General features: G+C 50.5%; 15 protein-coding genes. 9 read left to right on the top strand and 6 right to left on the bottom strand.

Features of this window, described 5'->3' with window-relative positions; all coding sequences use genetic code 11:
• Positions 1-7: 7 nt before the first annotated feature.
• Positions 8-511 (bottom strand): TlpA family protein disulfide reductase, encoded by a 504-nt coding sequence (locus IPH59_12370; GenBank protein MBK7092494.1) that lies wholly within the window; start codon positions 509-511, stop codon positions 8-10.
• Between the two features lie 209 nt (positions 512-720).
• Between IPH59_12370 and IPH59_12365 the strand changes: the two genes are divergently transcribed.
• The 5 genes from IPH59_12365 (at position 721) to IPH59_12345 (ending at position 5922) form a co-directional block, all read left to right on the top strand.
• Entirely contained in the window at positions 721-1113 is a 393-nt protein-coding gene (locus IPH59_12365; GenBank protein ID MBK7092493.1) for a VOC family protein, read from the top strand.
• A 133-nt stretch (positions 1114-1246) separates the two neighbouring features.
• The gene (locus IPH59_12360; GenBank protein ID MBK7092492.1) at positions 1247-2014 is read left to right on the top strand and encodes a hypothetical protein; all 768 of its coding nucleotides are present in this window, start codon (positions 1247-1249) and stop codon (positions 2012-2014) included.
• Between the two features lie 260 nt (positions 2015-2274).
• A complete protein-coding gene (locus tag IPH59_12355) occupies positions 2275-4419 on the top strand; it encodes a response regulator (GenBank protein MBK7092491.1) in 2145 nt (714 codons plus the stop codon).
• Positions 4420-4527: 108 nt separating this feature from the next.
• Positions 4528-5496 (top strand): prolyl aminopeptidase, encoded by a 969-nt coding sequence (gene pip / locus IPH59_12350; GenBank protein ID MBK7092490.1) that lies wholly within the window; start codon positions 4528-4530, stop codon positions 5494-5496.
• A gap of 69 nt (positions 5497-5565) precedes the next feature.
• Positions 5566-5922, top strand: a complete 357-nt coding sequence (locus tag IPH59_12345; GenBank protein MBK7092489.1) for a phage holin family protein — start codon at positions 5566-5568, stop codon at positions 5920-5922.
• Here the strand turns inward: IPH59_12345 and IPH59_12340 are convergent, their stop codons facing one another.
• A complete protein-coding gene (locus IPH59_12340; GenBank protein ID MBK7092488.1) occupies positions 5923-6738 on the bottom strand; it encodes a hypothetical protein in 816 nt (271 codons plus the stop codon).
• A 157-nt stretch (positions 6739-6895) separates the two neighbouring features.
• Here IPH59_12340 and IPH59_12335 point away from each other — a divergent pair, with 157 nt between their 5' ends.
• Positions 6896-8074, top strand: coding sequence for a hypothetical protein (locus IPH59_12335; protein ID MBK7092487.1), 1179 nt, complete (start codon positions 6896-6898; stop codon positions 8072-8074).
• Positions 8075-8077: 3 nt separating this feature from the next.
• Entirely contained in the window at positions 8078-9277 is a 1200-nt protein-coding gene (locus IPH59_12330; GenBank protein ID MBK7092486.1) for a DUF2029 domain-containing protein, read from the top strand.
• 587 nt (positions 9278-9864) lie between these two features.
• On the opposite strand, the gene aqpZ is transcribed toward IPH59_12330, so the two are convergent.
• The 3 genes from aqpZ to IPH59_12315 form a co-directional block, all read right to left on the bottom strand.
• On the bottom strand, positions 9865-10563 hold the full coding sequence (gene aqpZ / locus IPH59_12325) for an aquaporin Z (protein ID MBK7092485.1): 699 nt from the start codon (positions 10561-10563) through the stop codon (positions 9865-9867).
• A gap of 252 nt (positions 10564-10815) precedes the next feature.
• Positions 10816-11433: an NAD(P)/FAD-dependent oxidoreductase gene (locus IPH59_12320; protein MBK7092484.1), complete on the bottom strand. Its 618-nt coding sequence runs from the start codon at positions 11431-11433 to the stop codon at positions 10816-10818.
• On the bottom strand, positions 11369-12220 hold the full coding sequence (locus IPH59_12315; protein MBK7092483.1) for an FAD-dependent oxidoreductase: 852 nt from the start codon (positions 12218-12220) through the stop codon (positions 11369-11371). The genes IPH59_12320 and IPH59_12315 overlap by 65 nt, the downstream gene beginning before the upstream one ends.
• 183 nt (positions 12221-12403) lie before the next feature.
• On the opposite strand from IPH59_12315, the gene IPH59_12310 reads away from it, so the two are divergent.
• Entirely contained in the window at positions 12404-13342 is a 939-nt protein-coding gene (locus IPH59_12310; GenBank protein MBK7092482.1) for a polysaccharide deacetylase family protein, read from the top strand.
• Positions 13343-14089: 747 nt separating this feature from the next.
• Here the strand turns inward: IPH59_12310 and IPH59_12305 are convergent.
• On the bottom strand, positions 14090-15265 hold the full coding sequence (locus IPH59_12305; protein MBK7092481.1) for an acyl-CoA dehydrogenase family protein: 1176 nt from the start codon (positions 15263-15265) through the stop codon (positions 14090-14092).
• A 139-nt stretch (positions 15266-15404) separates the two neighbouring features.
• On the opposite strand from IPH59_12305, the gene IPH59_12300 reads away from it, so the two are divergent.
• The coding region (locus tag IPH59_12300) for a hypothetical protein (GenBank protein MBK7092480.1) at positions 15405-15943 on the top strand (539 nt) is incomplete at its 3' end.

The raw sequence follows: 15943 nt of genomic DNA, 5'->3' as shown, positions 1-15943 counted from the left end.
ACTCTCTTCACTTCTTTGGACCTTCCATTAACAACTTGCTTATCAGCGAGTCCATTTCTGGACCTTTGGCTGGATTAAATCCACGATGCTCAGACTTAAGTATACCGTCTCGTCCATAAAGATAAGACGAAGGAATAGCTTCGATTCCGAACTTCTCGGCAATAGCACCGGTGGAGTCATAGAACACTTCGAACGGCAACTTCATCTCTTCAATGAACTTTTTTGCCGCCGAACGATCTCGATCGAGGTTAATCGTCACGACCTTGAAGCCTTTGGCCTCATAGCGCGCGCTGATATCCTTTAGCCAAGGAAACGATCTGCGGCAGGGTCCGCACCACGATGCCCAAAAATCAACGTACACGACCTTACCCTTGAGTGATGATGCATCCTTGACCACGCCCGTGATCACGTTGATTGAATCTGGCTTGTTCTTAGCGAAGAGCTCACCAGTCGACGATACCAGGCAAATACAGAAGACGGCGATTAATGCAAGTGCTGTTCTTTGAATCACGAAAATCACCTCGACAATTAAATAAGTCTATCTATGCTTCTTATCGGCTGAAGCAAACCGATTTCCCAACATTTCATCAAGTAACTTAGAACTATACCCACGGCAGTGACTGCAGTTCCTAAGATAATCGAAGAAATCACTATTTCTCTCCATTTTATTTGATTCGTGAAGTTTTTGTCAATTCGGCGCCTTTTTCGTACCTTTACGTGATGACTACAGGACAATTGCACCATGTCGAAATCTATGTCAGTGATCTTGCCAAATCGACTGAATTCTGGGGTTGGCTGCTCGAGGAACTTGGCTATCGAATTTTTCAATCATGGAACAAGGGCCAAAGTTGGATTCTTGGGTCGACCTATATCGTGCTTGTCCAAACGGAGGATCGTTTCCTTGACGTTCCGTACCACCGTTGCCGGACTGGCTTGAATCACCTCGCGTTCCATGCACGTTCACGGGAGCATGTTGATGAACTGATTTGCAAGCTCACATCACGAGGCGTTAACTTCCTCTATCAAGACAAGCACCCTTTTGCCGGCGGAAGCTATGGTGTTTTCTTTGAAGACCCCGACCGCATCAAAATCGAATTGGTTTCGCCTGATTAGTCAGACATTCTCTGTATAGATTCAGGCTCCGTGGGATTATGAGAAATCACTTGCCGCCTCACGTCAACCCGATTAATGTGTGAATGTAGCTCACAACAATAACAATTGGCTTACTCTGTGGAGGGTTTGGCTTATGAAGAAAACACTGGTACTTGTCTTGATCTTTGCGGCTGCATTGCTTACCGCCGGATGCTTTGACTATGCGGAGCGGATGGAACTAAATGCCGACGGCTCTGGAATTCTGCATCAGCATATGGTGCTGAGCAAGAGTGCTCTGGACGGAATGATGCAGATGTTTGGCGAGCCCGCTTCTGACAGTTCGGTCAGCGAAGAAGTTGATAGCACAATGAAGTCCATATATAGTCGCGAAGATATCGAGAGCAGAATCGCAAATCTCAAAGGTGTAAAATTGATCGACTTCGTTGAGACTCAGAATGACTCCGAGTCAATTTTCGATATTAAGTATTCCTTCACCACCCTCGACGAGATTATGAAGGTGACCTCCGACATGAATGGCGGCGGTGGTGAAATGATGGAAGGTATGGCTCCCAAGAAAGAAGCCTCTTTTGTCAAAGAGAAATCCGGAAATTGGAAATTCACCCGTGACTTTTCCGACTCTTCAATGGACAATATGTTTGGTGCTCCTGCCGAGCCAGTGGCAGATACCGAAACTTCGGACTCACTAGCAGCCGAAGACCCCATGGCCGATATGGCAAAGATGATGCAGGCTATGATGCTCCAGGCTTTTGGCAATCATTCGGTCAAGCTTACGGTGAAGTTCCCAGGGACGATCACGGAATCGAATGCCACCAAGGTGGAAGGTTCTGAAGCAACTTGGGAATACAGGTTCGTCGATCTGGGCAAAGCTCCTCGTAATATCGAAGCGGTGATCAAGCCTTAGTTTTCGACGTCAATCTTCGTTGACATGACTTGGGCCGGCGCATCTTTGTGCCGGTCCTTTTTTCTCACTGCATAAGTATTCTATCAATTCGTTCTATTCTGAAACGAAAGTCTATAAACCGCTAATCTCACTCTCATTCATTCTGTTTCTCTGCCGATACAATATTGGACAAATATCCTTTGACCCCGTGTCGCCACCTTGCTCAACTCTCACTTTGGACGGACTCGGCGGGGCAGTTTTGAACATTGATTGGTGAAAAAGTGCAAGATTCGAAACAGTCCAAATCACTCGCGCTAAGAATTGCCCTGGGATACCTTCTTGTCGGCACTCTCTATATTCTGTTCTCCGATCAAATTGTCTCGGGAATGATGATCAACTCGGACGCAGTCTCGTCAATCACGTTTCTGCAGACGATCAAAGGGTGGTTGTTTATCACCGTTACGGCGACGATCTTGTATTTCCTGATTCATCGACACTTCAAAGCAATCCATAGATCGCGGCACGAACTACAGCTCCAGAAGGACCGCTACTTAAGTCTCTTCCAAAACGCACCGGTTCCGATTTGGGTCGTAGATTTTTCAAATCTCAAGAAGTATCTGACGAGTTTCGAATCTGAAGGCCGTTCAATTCGCGATGCTAAATGGGCTTCTGAGTCTGAGAAGCTTCGTGCCATGATTCATCAAGCTCGAGTTACAGATGTCAATTTTGCCACCTTGAGACTCTTCGAATCTGATGATCGCGATCAATTAGACCGTGAGATTGCAGCAACTCTTACCGATGAATCATGCGCCGTTGTTTTCACCATATTGACAGAATTAGGCACCGGCAGTCAACGCAGCGTCTGGGAAATGCCAATCCGGTCGCTTTCGGGAAGAGAATTGACAGTACTACTTTCGATTGCAATACCTCCGGGTAACCAAGAGACATGGGGCGAGGTTCATCTGATGATAAAAATTTCCGGCAAAGATTTGACTTCCAATGAGACAACCATCGAAACGTTCCTTGACACAGTTCATCCGGATGACCGCCAGGCGGTTCGTGATCGCCTGAACGCTCAGGGTGAGTATGCGACGTTCAGGGATGCTCCTTATCGGATCATTCGACCCGATGGTGAAGTGCGCTACATTCTCAGTCGCGGTGAAAAGATTCGAGACAAGTCCGGCCACGCGATTGGAATGATCGGTCTCGCACATGATGTTACCGACCGACGTCGAGAAGAAGAAGAACGTCGTCAACTTGAGGCGCAGCTTCGGCAGGCGCAGAAGCTAGAGTCGCTCGGCGCTCTGGCAGGTGGTATCGCTCACGACTTCAACAATATTCTGACACCGCTCTATGGTTACACCGAATTGGTGATGCAAGACTTGGATGAGAAGAGCCAAACGTACGAGGATCTCAGCCACGTGATGAAGGCAGCTGTTCGCGGCAAGGAACTAGTCCAACAGATTCTTGCTTTCAGCCGCCAGATTGAACAGGAGCGCAAGCCGCTGTTGTTGCACCATATTGTCAATGAGGTCATCAAACTCCTGCGCGCAAGCGTCTCGCCGACTATCGAAATAGTGAAGGAAAGTGATGCCGAAGTTGACGCCGTCATTGCTGACCCCGTTCAGATGCATCAAGTGATTATGAACCTCTGCGTCAATGCCTGCCATGCAATGCGAGAAACTGGAGGTCGGCTGACTCTCAAAATCGACTCCCAAGAAATCAGCGAGCAGTCAGCGGTCTCTGTTTCTGACCTAAAGGCGGGACACTATGTTCGGCTTCGCGTTATTGACACCGGCACCGGAATGGACGAGACTACCCGCCAACGCGTTTTCGAACCATTCTTCACTACCAAACCCGCCGGCGAAGGCACGGGTCTCGGCTTGTCTGTCTCTCGCCAAATCATCGTCGGTCACAAAGGCAACATTACTGTGGAAAGCAGGATGGGCGAAGGCACAGTCTTTACAGTATTGTTACCTTTGGCAAAGCTCGAACCTCAAATCAGCGAGCAGACCCGCTCTGGTCCTGCCCGAGGTCATGGCCGTATTCTGTTTGTTGACGATGAATCAGAGATTGCCGACTTAGCGAATCAAATGTTACGTCGATTGGGATATCATGTTGAGACAGCCCTCGATTGCAATGCTGCAAAGGCGAAGATCGAAAATCAACCGGCATTTGACGTCTTGATAACCGACCACGTTCTTCCCGAGCAAAGCGGATTGCAACTCGCCATAGAATTGCGTTCTCAAGGCTATCAGGCGCCAATCATTCTCCTTACCGGAGATGGCATTGGACTGTCTGACGAAGTAATTCGCCGTAGCGGCATTAACGCCTTCCTCAGCAAACCATTTAGCGCCTTCGAGCTATCGCAATCTATCCAGCGCGTCCTCGCAAAGAAGCTGGATACTGTCTCTCAAGTGTCGTAGCTGTCTAGCCAATATCAAACCCTTCCAATATCGCTCCACTTTAGTCAAGAAATCACTTGTCGTCAGATGTTGAGTTCTGCTACTTGTAGTCACTCACTCACCAATTCTATGGAGGATGTCGTGACTAGTCGTTCTCTCTTTCCGGAAATTGAGCCGTTTAAGATTTCGAGTCTCAAAGTCTCGAATTTGCATACGGTGGTATTCGAAGAAGTTGGCCGCCCGGATGGTGTACCTGCTGTGTTTCTCCACGGCGGTCCCGGAGTAGGAATCCTACCCGGATATCGCAGGTTCTTCGATCCGAAGTTCTACCGAGTGATCTTGCTGAACCAGCGGGGCGCCGGCAAGAGCACGCCGCACGCCGAACTTCATCAAAACACGACCTGGGATCTTGTTGACGACTTGGAGAAAGTGCGTTCGCATTGCAAGATTGACCGCTGGATTGTTTTTGGCGGGAGCTGGGGAAGTACTCTTGCTCTGGCATATGCTCAAACTTATCCGCGAAGTGTTGCGGGACTGATCCTGCGCGGGGTATTCCTCGGCCGTCCTGCTGAGATCGACTGGCTGCACAAGTTTGGGGCTTCCGAGATTTGGCCCGATGTCTGGGCAAAATTCAGCGGGTACATTCCCGAAGCCGAAAGGGGTGACTTGGTCGCAGCGTACAACAAAAGACTTACATCCAGCGACCCTGAACTTCAACGAACCGCAGCGAAGAGCTGGGCTTTGTGGGAGTCTTCCACTATGTGTCTTGTTCAAGACCATTCAGCGATTTCTGAAATGGCTGATTCCGCGTCTGCGCTCTCAATCGGCAGGATCGAGTGCCACTATACCCATAACCGGTTTTTCTTCAAATCTCCTGACCAGTTACTCGAGAACTGTGATCTGATTCAGGATATTCCGTGTCGGATTGTGCAAGGTCGCTATGACGTCATCTGTCCCGTCAAGTCTGCCTGGGACTTGCACAAAGTTCTGCCAAAATCCGAATTGCGAATTGTCGCCACTGGCGCGCATTCGCCAATGGAACAGCCAATGGCGCAGGAACTGGTTCGCGCGACTGAGGACTTCAAGACGCTACCCTGAAAATAAATATTGGTAGTCGCTCTCAACCTCGCTATCTTTCCAACGACTAATTGTTCGAGGACTCATACTATGCTCAGATTCATTCTCATTCGACTTATTATCAATGCCATCGCACTCTGGGCGGCAGCGACCTGGATTGAAGGCATTCACTTCGAGGGTACACCGTGGCAGATGGTGCTCGTTGCTCTTATTTTTGGCATAGTAAACGCGATAATCAAACCGATAGTAAAATTCTTTACATTCCCCTTTATCATTCTCACGTTAGGATTGTTGACATTGGTCATCAACGCCTTGATGTTGATGTTAACCGCAGCTATGACACCGATACTGCGCGTCGACGGTTTCTGGCCGGCATTCTTGGGAAGTATCGTTATTAGCCTGGTATCGATGATTCTAAGCTGGATTCTCGACAAGAAGAACGACTAATCAACCCTTTGCGTCGGTATAGTCTAGTTCGGAGCCCAATACGCTGTGGGGGATCAGATAGACCAGCAGATGCACCAACGTCGCGCTGACGTACCACCACCGCCCCTTTCCTGTCCTTGAATCGCGCCAGATTGCGATTATCCACATCAGCATTGCCAGAGCAGTCTTGTTGTCAGTTAAGTCGTGCCCGAAAGGCCATCCTGTCCAGAATGCGCCAAAAGCGTATTTTTGTACAATCGGCCCAAGTATCAATCCGCCAACAAAGAGCAAGATTGCTGTCAGCATAGCGAGCCGTTTAGTTTCATTCGGTCGGGCAAGTGCCTGGAGGCCAGTTCGCGTTGCCAAAAGCATTGAACAAAACATGAACAAGACATGCGGCGCCAGGATTCCAACGGGCACGGGTCCTTTAAACCGAATCACCACCGGCTCACTGGCCATGCGAATGTCGCCGCCGGATTGGAGACTCAAGATTACATTATACTCCAACTTTCCTGCCGGAGGCTGCATTGGAAGGGACGCCATCAGAGTATCGCCGATTCTGCTCAAAGGAGTGATAGACCATTCGTCACGGCTGTTAAGTCGCCGCCACTCCAGCCTTCCGGAATAGTCGTGATTTGTGATAACAACTCGAACCGGCGCATCGGATACAGACTCGTAAGTCGTACGGAATTTGGATTTAACAGTTTCGCCGGTTGGCAGTGTCTTGTTTACTCGGACTGGATAGGAAGGCCCCGTCATGCGTTGGTACACAACCGAGCCAAGCGTGATTACGGCGGCAAAAATCCACAAAAGGTATGTCTTGTTCAGTCGATCCATCTAAGTCGTTCCCGTTGTCATGAGTCAATATGCACAATTCAATCCATGGAACGCAAGCTACTTAGGTGTTGCAAATGGTCATCATGATTTATTAGAATAGTGTCCGATAACTGGTCAATGATCTATTCCTGAATACTTAGAGTGAAATGGCAAAAGAATGACAAGTCGCGTTCTAATCACAATTCTCAGCATAGTAGCTTTCTCACTGCAATCTCATTTCCAATCGTCGGCGCGAGCGGACAATTCAGCCAATACCATCACTGAAATTTCCGGTGTTGCGCGGCTTGGCGGAAGATTGCTTCTGGTAAGTGATGACCAACCCGGCTGCTACTTCGAATTGAAAATCGAAGACCCGTCAGCGTCCGTGATTCCGATCGATCCCGCGAAGCTCAAGCGTGTCACAATGAAAGGCTGCGAAGCTGCCAGTGATTTTGAAAGCATTACCGTGCTCGGTGACGGACGAATCGCAGTCCTCTCCGAGGACCTGCACTCTCTCTTCTCGGCAACCAAAGTTGGCGGCAAAAACTGGGGTGTACTCGCTCAATTCAATCAGACTGTGACTGAATTTGGCAATCGAGGACTTGAAGGTGCGGCGGCGTTTCCGCTGCCCAGTGGCGCTTCTAAAGTAGCTGTGGTTTGGGAAGGCGGCTACCCGGCAATGACTTCGTTGCCAGAACAAATTCAAAATTCCCTTGGGCACAGTCCGCTGCAGCCTATTCTCATCGTCTTTGACGTGCCCCGAAATGTCACTGGGCTGTTCGTAGACGATTCCACAAGCTATCGAGTGCTGCAAACACCGAAGTTGAAGGACGCAGGAAATAAGGACTCGGCGCCAATCCCGCTTGACTCAGAGTTGCCGAAGTCGATCGAAATCTCACCGCAAAACGCACCGCCTTTCGCCCAGCGCTATCGTGCTCCAGATCTGGTTTGGCACTTTTGGCAAGAAGATGATGTTGTCGACACCGGTCTAATCGTACTGCTCTCATCCGAGAATGCACCCCTTCGGGGATCTGGGACCAAGCGCGAGTACAAGTTCAAGGACTTGCAGCGTTATAACCTGCAGGGTAAACCCGTCGGTAGCTCTATCGAAATCAATGCCTTGGTCAAACCGATCTTCGAGTCAATTACACCAACCCAGATGGCCTATTGGTCGAATCTGATGAAGGACCACTTTGGCAAGATCAAGGTTGCACTCGAAGAAAAGAACTGGGAAAACGTGAATTGGGAAGGACTCGACTGGTTTGTACGCGGCCAAAGTCTGGTGCTCGTCTATGATGGCGTGCCGGCCGATCCACCATTTGCTGTCGTAATACCGATTCCTGACAGTTGGAAGTAGACCGTGGCATCGGACCAGACTTCTCTCCTTCGATATCTATCCATTGGATTGCTCGCGTTAGTTTGGATATATGGGATATACGACCTTGCCCAAGGGGAGAAGCAGTGGGACTTCAAAGCCTATTACTTCGCCGCAGTCGCGCACGAGCGAGGCCTTGATGCCTATGACACTCGGGTTACCGAACAGATTGCCGGAACCCCGATCAAACTTTCCTATGTCTACCCGCCCTTAACATTGTGGTTCTTCCGACTGTTTACAATCCTCGATTTCGAATCTGCGTACTTTGCCTTCTTGATTCTCAAATTGATTTCGCTGGTGGCTCTGTGCTTGCTGTGGAGGCGGAACCTATTTGAGGGCGAGGATGACCTTCTCTTCCTTTGGTTCGTGACTCTTGCCTACGCTTCAACCGCATATTGGGACTTCGTTGCCGGAAACATCGGTGTCTTTGAACAAACGCTGTTTTGGATAGCTATGGTGGCACTCTTGCGAAAGAAGATGATCATATTCACCGGCGCAATAGTTGCGATTTCGTTCTTCAAACTGACTTTCATCGTATTCTTGGTTTTGCCTCTTCTTTGGCGGGACAGGAATGCTCTCAAGTACGTCGCCATGGGAATTGCCGTATTCGGCGCTTACTTGCTTGCGAACTACTTGGTCGCCGAGCGCGAATTCAAGATGCTCTTGTCGGTACTTGGTGTCATAGATGAACGTGGGGAAGTCTACAACCACTCATTGCTTGCAATGGTGCGCGACTTTTTCGACAAGTCCGAAGTTGCGAAGTATTTCAGTTCCATTCCTTCAGTCGTTCCCAATGCAATCTATATCGCTGTTGTGATTGTCATTCTGGTCATTAGCTGGCGTGCTTTAATGAACCGCCGTACCCGAATTGGTGAATCATTCACTATTGAGTCAATCTACCTTGCCTGTCTGGTGTACGCTTTGGCAATGCCGCGAATGAAAAGTTACTCGTTCATCCTGTTGATCCCGGCAAGCTACTATGTTATTCGAAAGTGCGTCAAACCCGAGGCGTTCATCTACCTGTTCATGATCCTTGCACTCACCAAGTGGACGCCGCTGCCAATGCCCGATTTCATTCGCTTTCTTTGGTGGTACTTCCCTTGGTTATCGGCCCTGCTAATTTGGATTCTCTTTGTCAGGCACTTGACTCAATCGAAGGATACTGCGCAGTTGATTCAGCGCTGATCGGCAATTTGGAGAAGATCGGTCACAAAAAAAAGCAGGGGCCCCCGGCTTACACCGAAAGGTCCCATGCACCGATGTAGAATGACGAGACGAATCTTTTCGTCCCCTCCTAAGACAGAGTATCGACAGGACATGTTCGTACATTGATACTGAATTCAGAAATAGTAGATAGTCTTTTGAAATCGCGGTCAGACCTAACGAAAACGGGCTGAAAAACAAAAGGAGCTCCTCCCTCACAAAGGAGCTCCTCTATCCCCTCCTCTTCAGTACCCTTCACCGCCAAAGTGTTTCTCAAGAGTAACTGACTTCGGAGTTTGTTATTGCAAGGTCTGTGCCGATTCAACTCAAATTTGTCCAGCGACCGTTACTCTCTGATTGACAACACGTTACGTAGATGCGGATAGTGTCGTGTCCTGCGCTGTCTCTTGGTGATTCGCAGAACCTGCGCTAACCTGCAGAAGCCTATCGATTCGCTAGTCTCGTAAGATTATGTGTAACAGGATGTTGCGTAACCGCAAACTATGCGTAGTGTGGCCGCCTGAGCCTTCGCTTTTGGCGGCCACTGAATGGGGATAGAGTCTGAAAGACTACTTGTTCTCGGCAAACATCGTTTTGTGTACGAAACCTGCCAAGATACCGCCGATAATCGGCGCCAACCAAAAGACCCAAAGCTGTGAAATCGCCCAATCGCCAACGAAAATTGCCGGTCCGGTACTGCGGGCCGGATTTACTGAAGTGTTGGAGACTGGGATACTGATGAGATGAATAAGCGTGAGCATCAGCCCAATTGCAATTGGGGCAAACCCTGCCGGTGCGCGCCTATCGGTCGAGCCAAGAATCACCATCAGGAACATGAATGTCATCACTATCTCGCAAACCATCACGGCCATCAGGGAATATCCGCCGGGCGAGTGCTCTGCAAACCCGTTGGACGCAAACCCGCCCGCTGTCGAGAATCCAGCCTGACCGCCGGCAATTACGAACAAAATTCCAGCTCCCGCGATACCGCCGAGCACTTGAGCAATGATGTAGGGGAGCAGCTCTTTACCGTCGAATCTTCCGCCAGCCCAAAGGCCGAATGACACTGCCGGATTGAGATGACAACCCGAGATGTGACCAATGGCAAACGCCATCGTCAACACCGTCAATCCGAATGCCAGTGAGACCCCCAACAACCCGATACCAACATTTGGGAAGGCAGCAGCCAGGACTGCGCTGCCGCAACCGCCGAGCACCAACCACAACGTTCCTATGAACTCGGCGCTAAGCTTCTTTGTTAGTGACATGTGAATCCTTTCTTTGTCACGTTATTTTTCCTCTTCACCGTGTTAACCGTGAGTAATCTGCTTCGCCCGGCAATCGGTTACGAAGCAGGATCTATTGCTGTCATAGTTTGACGGCAAATTAGTTTAGTGTTTGAAACTGTGCAAGATTGAAATCGACAGAGAAATGCTCGTTCGAATCGCTTATTCCGATTCTTTGTAGCGAGGTTACGAAAACGGCCGGTGGAACTTCAACCGGCCGCTACACTGCGGGAATTACTTCGTTTTTTTCGCTGTATGCACCGAAAGCCCGTGCACATCGTGAGCGGCTTCCATGACCGCTTCGGCAAGTACCGGATGGGCATGGAACACGTCGCCAAGCTGTTCGGCAGTCATTTTCTGACTCATCGCAACCGCGACTTCGTGGATGAGATCCGTTGCGTGGGCGCCGACGATATGCGCTCCCAATATCTTGTCGGTCTTCTTGTCGGCAATGATCTTCACGCCGCCGACAATCTCCCGCTCGGCTTTCGACTTGCCCAGAACGCGGAACTGGAATTGTCCGATGCGAATCTCGTGCCCTTCCGATTCAGCCTTCTGTTGCGACAAACCAATCGAACCGACTTCCGGGTCGGTGAAAATCGTTATTGGTACGGCGTTATAGTCCACCTTCTTGTTCTTGCCCAGTGCATTTGCAACGGCAATCTGTCCCTCGTACGAGGCAGTATAAGCCAGCAGATAGACACCGGCGCAGTCGCCGATAGCGTAAACTCCCTTTGCCGAGGTCTCCATCTTGTCGTTGACCTTGATCGAGCCGTTCTTGTTCATCTCAAGTTTCGCTGCATCGACGTTGATGTCGTCGGTATTGAATGACCGCCCGATCGCTACCAGCACTCTTTCCGAAGTCAGCGCTTTGCCCGACTGGAGTTTGCAAACAACACCTGCCGGAGTCTCTTCCACGGAAAGTACTTTTCTCTCCAGTGAAGATTTCCGCCCCGTGTTTCTTGAGTTCGCGTTCAATCATCTTGGACGAATCAACATCCTCAAGCGGCAGAAGGTTCGGAAGCATTTCCACAACATTGACCTTTGTACCGAGCTGCGCCAACAGGCAGGCAAACTCGCAGCCAATAACGCCGCCGCCGATGATCGTCATCGTCGCCGGTATCGATTTGGGATAGATCAACTCGTCGGAAGAAACAATCGTATTGCCGTTGAACGGAAATGCCGGAATATTCATCGGCCGACTTCCCGTCGCGACAATGATCTTGTCGGCTTCAATAACCTTGGTTGTGCCGTCCTGCATATCCACCGCAAGTTTGTTCTTGGCGTCGAAATAGCCGAATCCGTTGTAGGTTGTCACGCCATACGACTTGAACAAGAACCCGATGCCCGAAACCAGCTCGTTGACGACCTTGTTTTTGCGTTCAACCATTTTCGCCAGATTGATTTGCGGTGTGCCGGCGATGTCAATACCGAACTCGGCGGCGTCCTGAATCTTTCGATACAGGTGTGCTGTCGCGATGAATGTCTTGGTGGGAATACAGCCCCAATTCAAACAGATTCCACCCAGCTTGTCTTCCTCGATACAGGCGACTTTGGCACCCATCTGAGCGGCACGAATCGCGGCGACATATCCGCCCGGACCGCCTCCCAATACTGCTATATCATATTTTTCAGCCATATCAGATCCTTTGTATGAACCGACTAATAATTACATATCAATACGCCCCGAATCGGATTTTAGGTAACACGAATAGCATCAAAAGTAAAGGGATTTTGCGCTCGCCGGGAAACGGCGAAATCCGCTTATGGGGTATGCAGAATAGGGGAGCGATATGATATTTAACCCGATAGATTGGTCCCGATGGATCGACGTTACTTCATTCAATCACTGGGCTTGATAGCAACTGCGGCTGCCGTCAACGCCGAATCATTGTTCGGCACAGAAGCTGGACCACGGCTCGCCGTTACTATGGACGATCCGAACAGCTATCCTTCACCTTTGATGAGTCCAGCAGAGCGTGACGAAAACATCAGGCGCGCCCTCAGGAACTCCGGTCTGAAAGCCGCTCTATTCGTTTGCGGCGAGCGGGTCGACAATCCGGCAGGGAAGACCCTGCTCAAGAATTGGGACGTGGAGAGCAATCTCATCTGCAACCACTCCTACTCGCACTGGTACCTGCCCTCAAAGAAGATCAATCTCGAAGATTACACCGCTGACATCACTAAGTGCGAGAAGCTCATTTCACATCATGGCAACTTCACCAAGCTGTTTCGCTTTCCATATCTGAAAGAGGGCGACACAATCGAGAAACGCGATGGCGTCCGCGGCTATCTGAATGCTCATGGCTATCGCAACGGCTATGTCACAATTGATGCTTCGGATTGGTACTACAACCAGCGGCTCGAATCAGCACTCAAGAAAAATCCCAAGACCGACCTTGCGCCGTACCGCGATGCCTACTGTGCGCACATACTCGATCGTGCCAACTACTATCGCAATCTGTCACTTGATGTGCTTGATCGCGAGATTCCTCACACGTTGCTGATTCATCACAATTTGTTGAACGCGCTCTTCCTTGGCGACCTCATCGCTATGTTCAATTCTGAAGGCTGGGAACTGATCGATGCCTCCGGAGCTTATGTCGACCCCATATTCGCTTCAAACCCCGACATCGTTCCCGCCGGTGAAGGCATTGTCTGGGCGCTGGCAAAAGAAACCGGCCGATTTGAGAATCGACTGCGCTACCCAGCGGAGGACTCGGTGTACGAGGAAGCGGCGTTGGATAGTCTCGGGTTATGATCGAATTTGTGGTTCCGTGTCGCGTTTTTTGAACGTCCCAAGAGGACGTGACCTCTTAGTCTTTCTTCTCTAAATTCTCCTTTCTCAAATAAGTCGTTCGACCCGGGTCAAACTGAAGGGATCACCTGGACAACCGGCGGTGGAGCGGCTTCTGGGAGAGAAGCCTCCAAACCTGGCGAGTGAAGCTCGCGGTGGTACTCTCGGGTCGGAGCCGAGACGAACGGAACCGCAATCCTAGGATATTCCGGCTCTTCCGGACAAGTGTACACTCCGGAATAGCCGCTTGCGGAAGCCGTGTTCGGGCGCCCTCTGAGTTCGCGGCGGAACATTAGTCCCTCTACTAATACCAGCGCACAATAATGTGCGCATAGTCACTACAGATTTTCTTGAGGCGTGTTTGGCGCAATATCAAGATGCAGAAGGGTTTGGGTTGTTACCTCGGCGGTACACTCGAAACGCCATCGGGATCAGGAGTGCGTCAGGTCACAATCCCGTCCACGCTGACGCTTGGCCGGGCTCAAGAGCCTGACGCAACGGCGCAAGAAAGCGGTCGATTTGAGGTTCGCCTGCGCTACTCGCGGAGGATTCGGTTTAGAGAGCACGGAAGTGGATTGTTCCCCCGACGAGTAAGTGCCCAGCGTCAAATGGGCGTTGAGGTGCTGCCACCCCCCTATGATCGACGCCCGCCCCTCCACGGTTGATGATTGTCCCCCCGGTGCCCACCCCCAGCAGAAGCAAACACACCTCTTACTCCTCCCACTTCGGCGGCATGCAACGCACCGGATGGTCCGTCCGATATCCTAAGTAATAGTCCGCCTGCATTAGCTTGTGGATTTCGCGCGTACCCTCGTAAATCGCCGCGCCTTTCGAGTTGCGGAAAAATCTCTCCACCGGATACTCATCGCTGAATCCATAAGCACCGTGAATCTGTACGGCATTGTAGGCGGCTTTTTCGGCTTGGTCGGTGCAGAACCATTTTGCCAACGAAGTCTCCCGCGTTGACCGCAGCCCTTTGTTGCGCAGCCAGCCGACTTTCATCCAGAGATATTGACCCGCTTCGTACCCGTAAATCATCTCCGCGAACATCTCCTTGACCAATTGATTCCGCGTAAGCGCGTAATCCTTGCAGGCATCCATGCAGGCGCGAATCAGCCCGGTCGACCCGGCAGCGACGGTGTAGCGACCGCCATCGAGACATGACATGGCAATCTTGAATCCTTCACCCTCGTTGCCAAGAAGATTCTCAGCCGGAACTTCGACATCGGAAAGTGCAATCCATCCGGTCTTGCCTGCGCGTACGCCAAGTTTGCCCGTGATCGACCCCGTAGATACGCCTTTGAATGTGCGCTCAACAATGAATGCCGACAATCCTGTGTGATCGCGTTTCTTCTGTTTGCCGGTATCGGTCCACGCGAAGATTAAAAACATATCGGCGACTTCCGAAAGCGAAATCCACATTTTCTCGCCGTTGAGGATGTACTTTCCGCCCGCCTTCTTTGCCGTGGTGAGAATACCAACTGCGTCCGATCCGGCCGAAGGTTCGGTCAGTCCAAACGTCCCGATCTTCTCGCCCTTGGCTTGTGGAATCAGATACTTTTCCTTCTGAAATTCATTGCCCCAGGTAAGCAGCGTCAGCGAGTTGAGTCCGATATGTACTGAAAAAGCCACTCGCGCCGAGGTGTCGACATATTCCATCTCTTCACAGACGAGACCGAGTGAAATGTAGTCGAGGCCCATACCACCATACTTCTGCGGAATACACACGCCGAGAAGTTCTGCGTCTTTGAGCCGCTTGATAAACTCCGGGTCGTTCTTATTCTCGCGGTCGAGATCGGCGATTTTCGGCTTAAGGTACTTGTGGGCGACATCACGCGCGATCTGCTGCGCGGACTTGTGGTCGTCGGTGAGTTCGAAGTCGATCATCGTTTATCTCCAATTAGATTAATTTCTTTCTGAAATTTCCACCACATTTTACCCTGAATAGTCCCGTTATGCAATACGTATCACGCCCCGGATTCCAAAACCATTTGTATAATCAGGCTATGATTCTGATCATACGACAATGTTGATTCGCATCCTGACATCACTCGCGCTACTGTTAACGGCGCCGTCGCTTCATGCCATTGACCTGGATTCCAACTACGTCGCGCAACTGCGGCGCGGCATAGCTTTCACGATGGTCGAGCAGTTCGATTCAGCGCGAAGTGTGTTTGCCGCCATGGTCGCTCGCGATAGTCTCGATCACGCTGCAATGCTATATCTCGCCGGTGTCGATCATGCCGAAATGATGGATAGGGAAGACTTCACCAATAAAAGGCAATTCGAGATGCTGGTGGAGAAAGCCATCGATCTCGCCGAGAAGGCGAAATCTAATTCCGACAAAGCGGCCTGGGCTTACCTGACAATTGGCAATGGCCACGCCTATGCGGCATCAATCGAAGCCAAAGCCGGAAGCTGGTGGACCGCGATGAGACGCGGATTGAAAGCCAAAAGCGCGTATCTCGAGGCGCTCGAACTTGACCCGACTTTGTATGATGCTTATCTCGGTCTTGGTACTTATCACTATTGGAAATCCGCCAAGACAGAATTCATCAACTGGCT

Source organism: bacterium, from assembly GCA_016708315.1.
Lineage (GTDB): Bacteria > Zixibacteria > MSB-5A5 > CAIYYT01 > CAIYYT01 > JADJGC01.
This window is presented reverse-complemented; position numbering and strand designations above follow the sequence as displayed.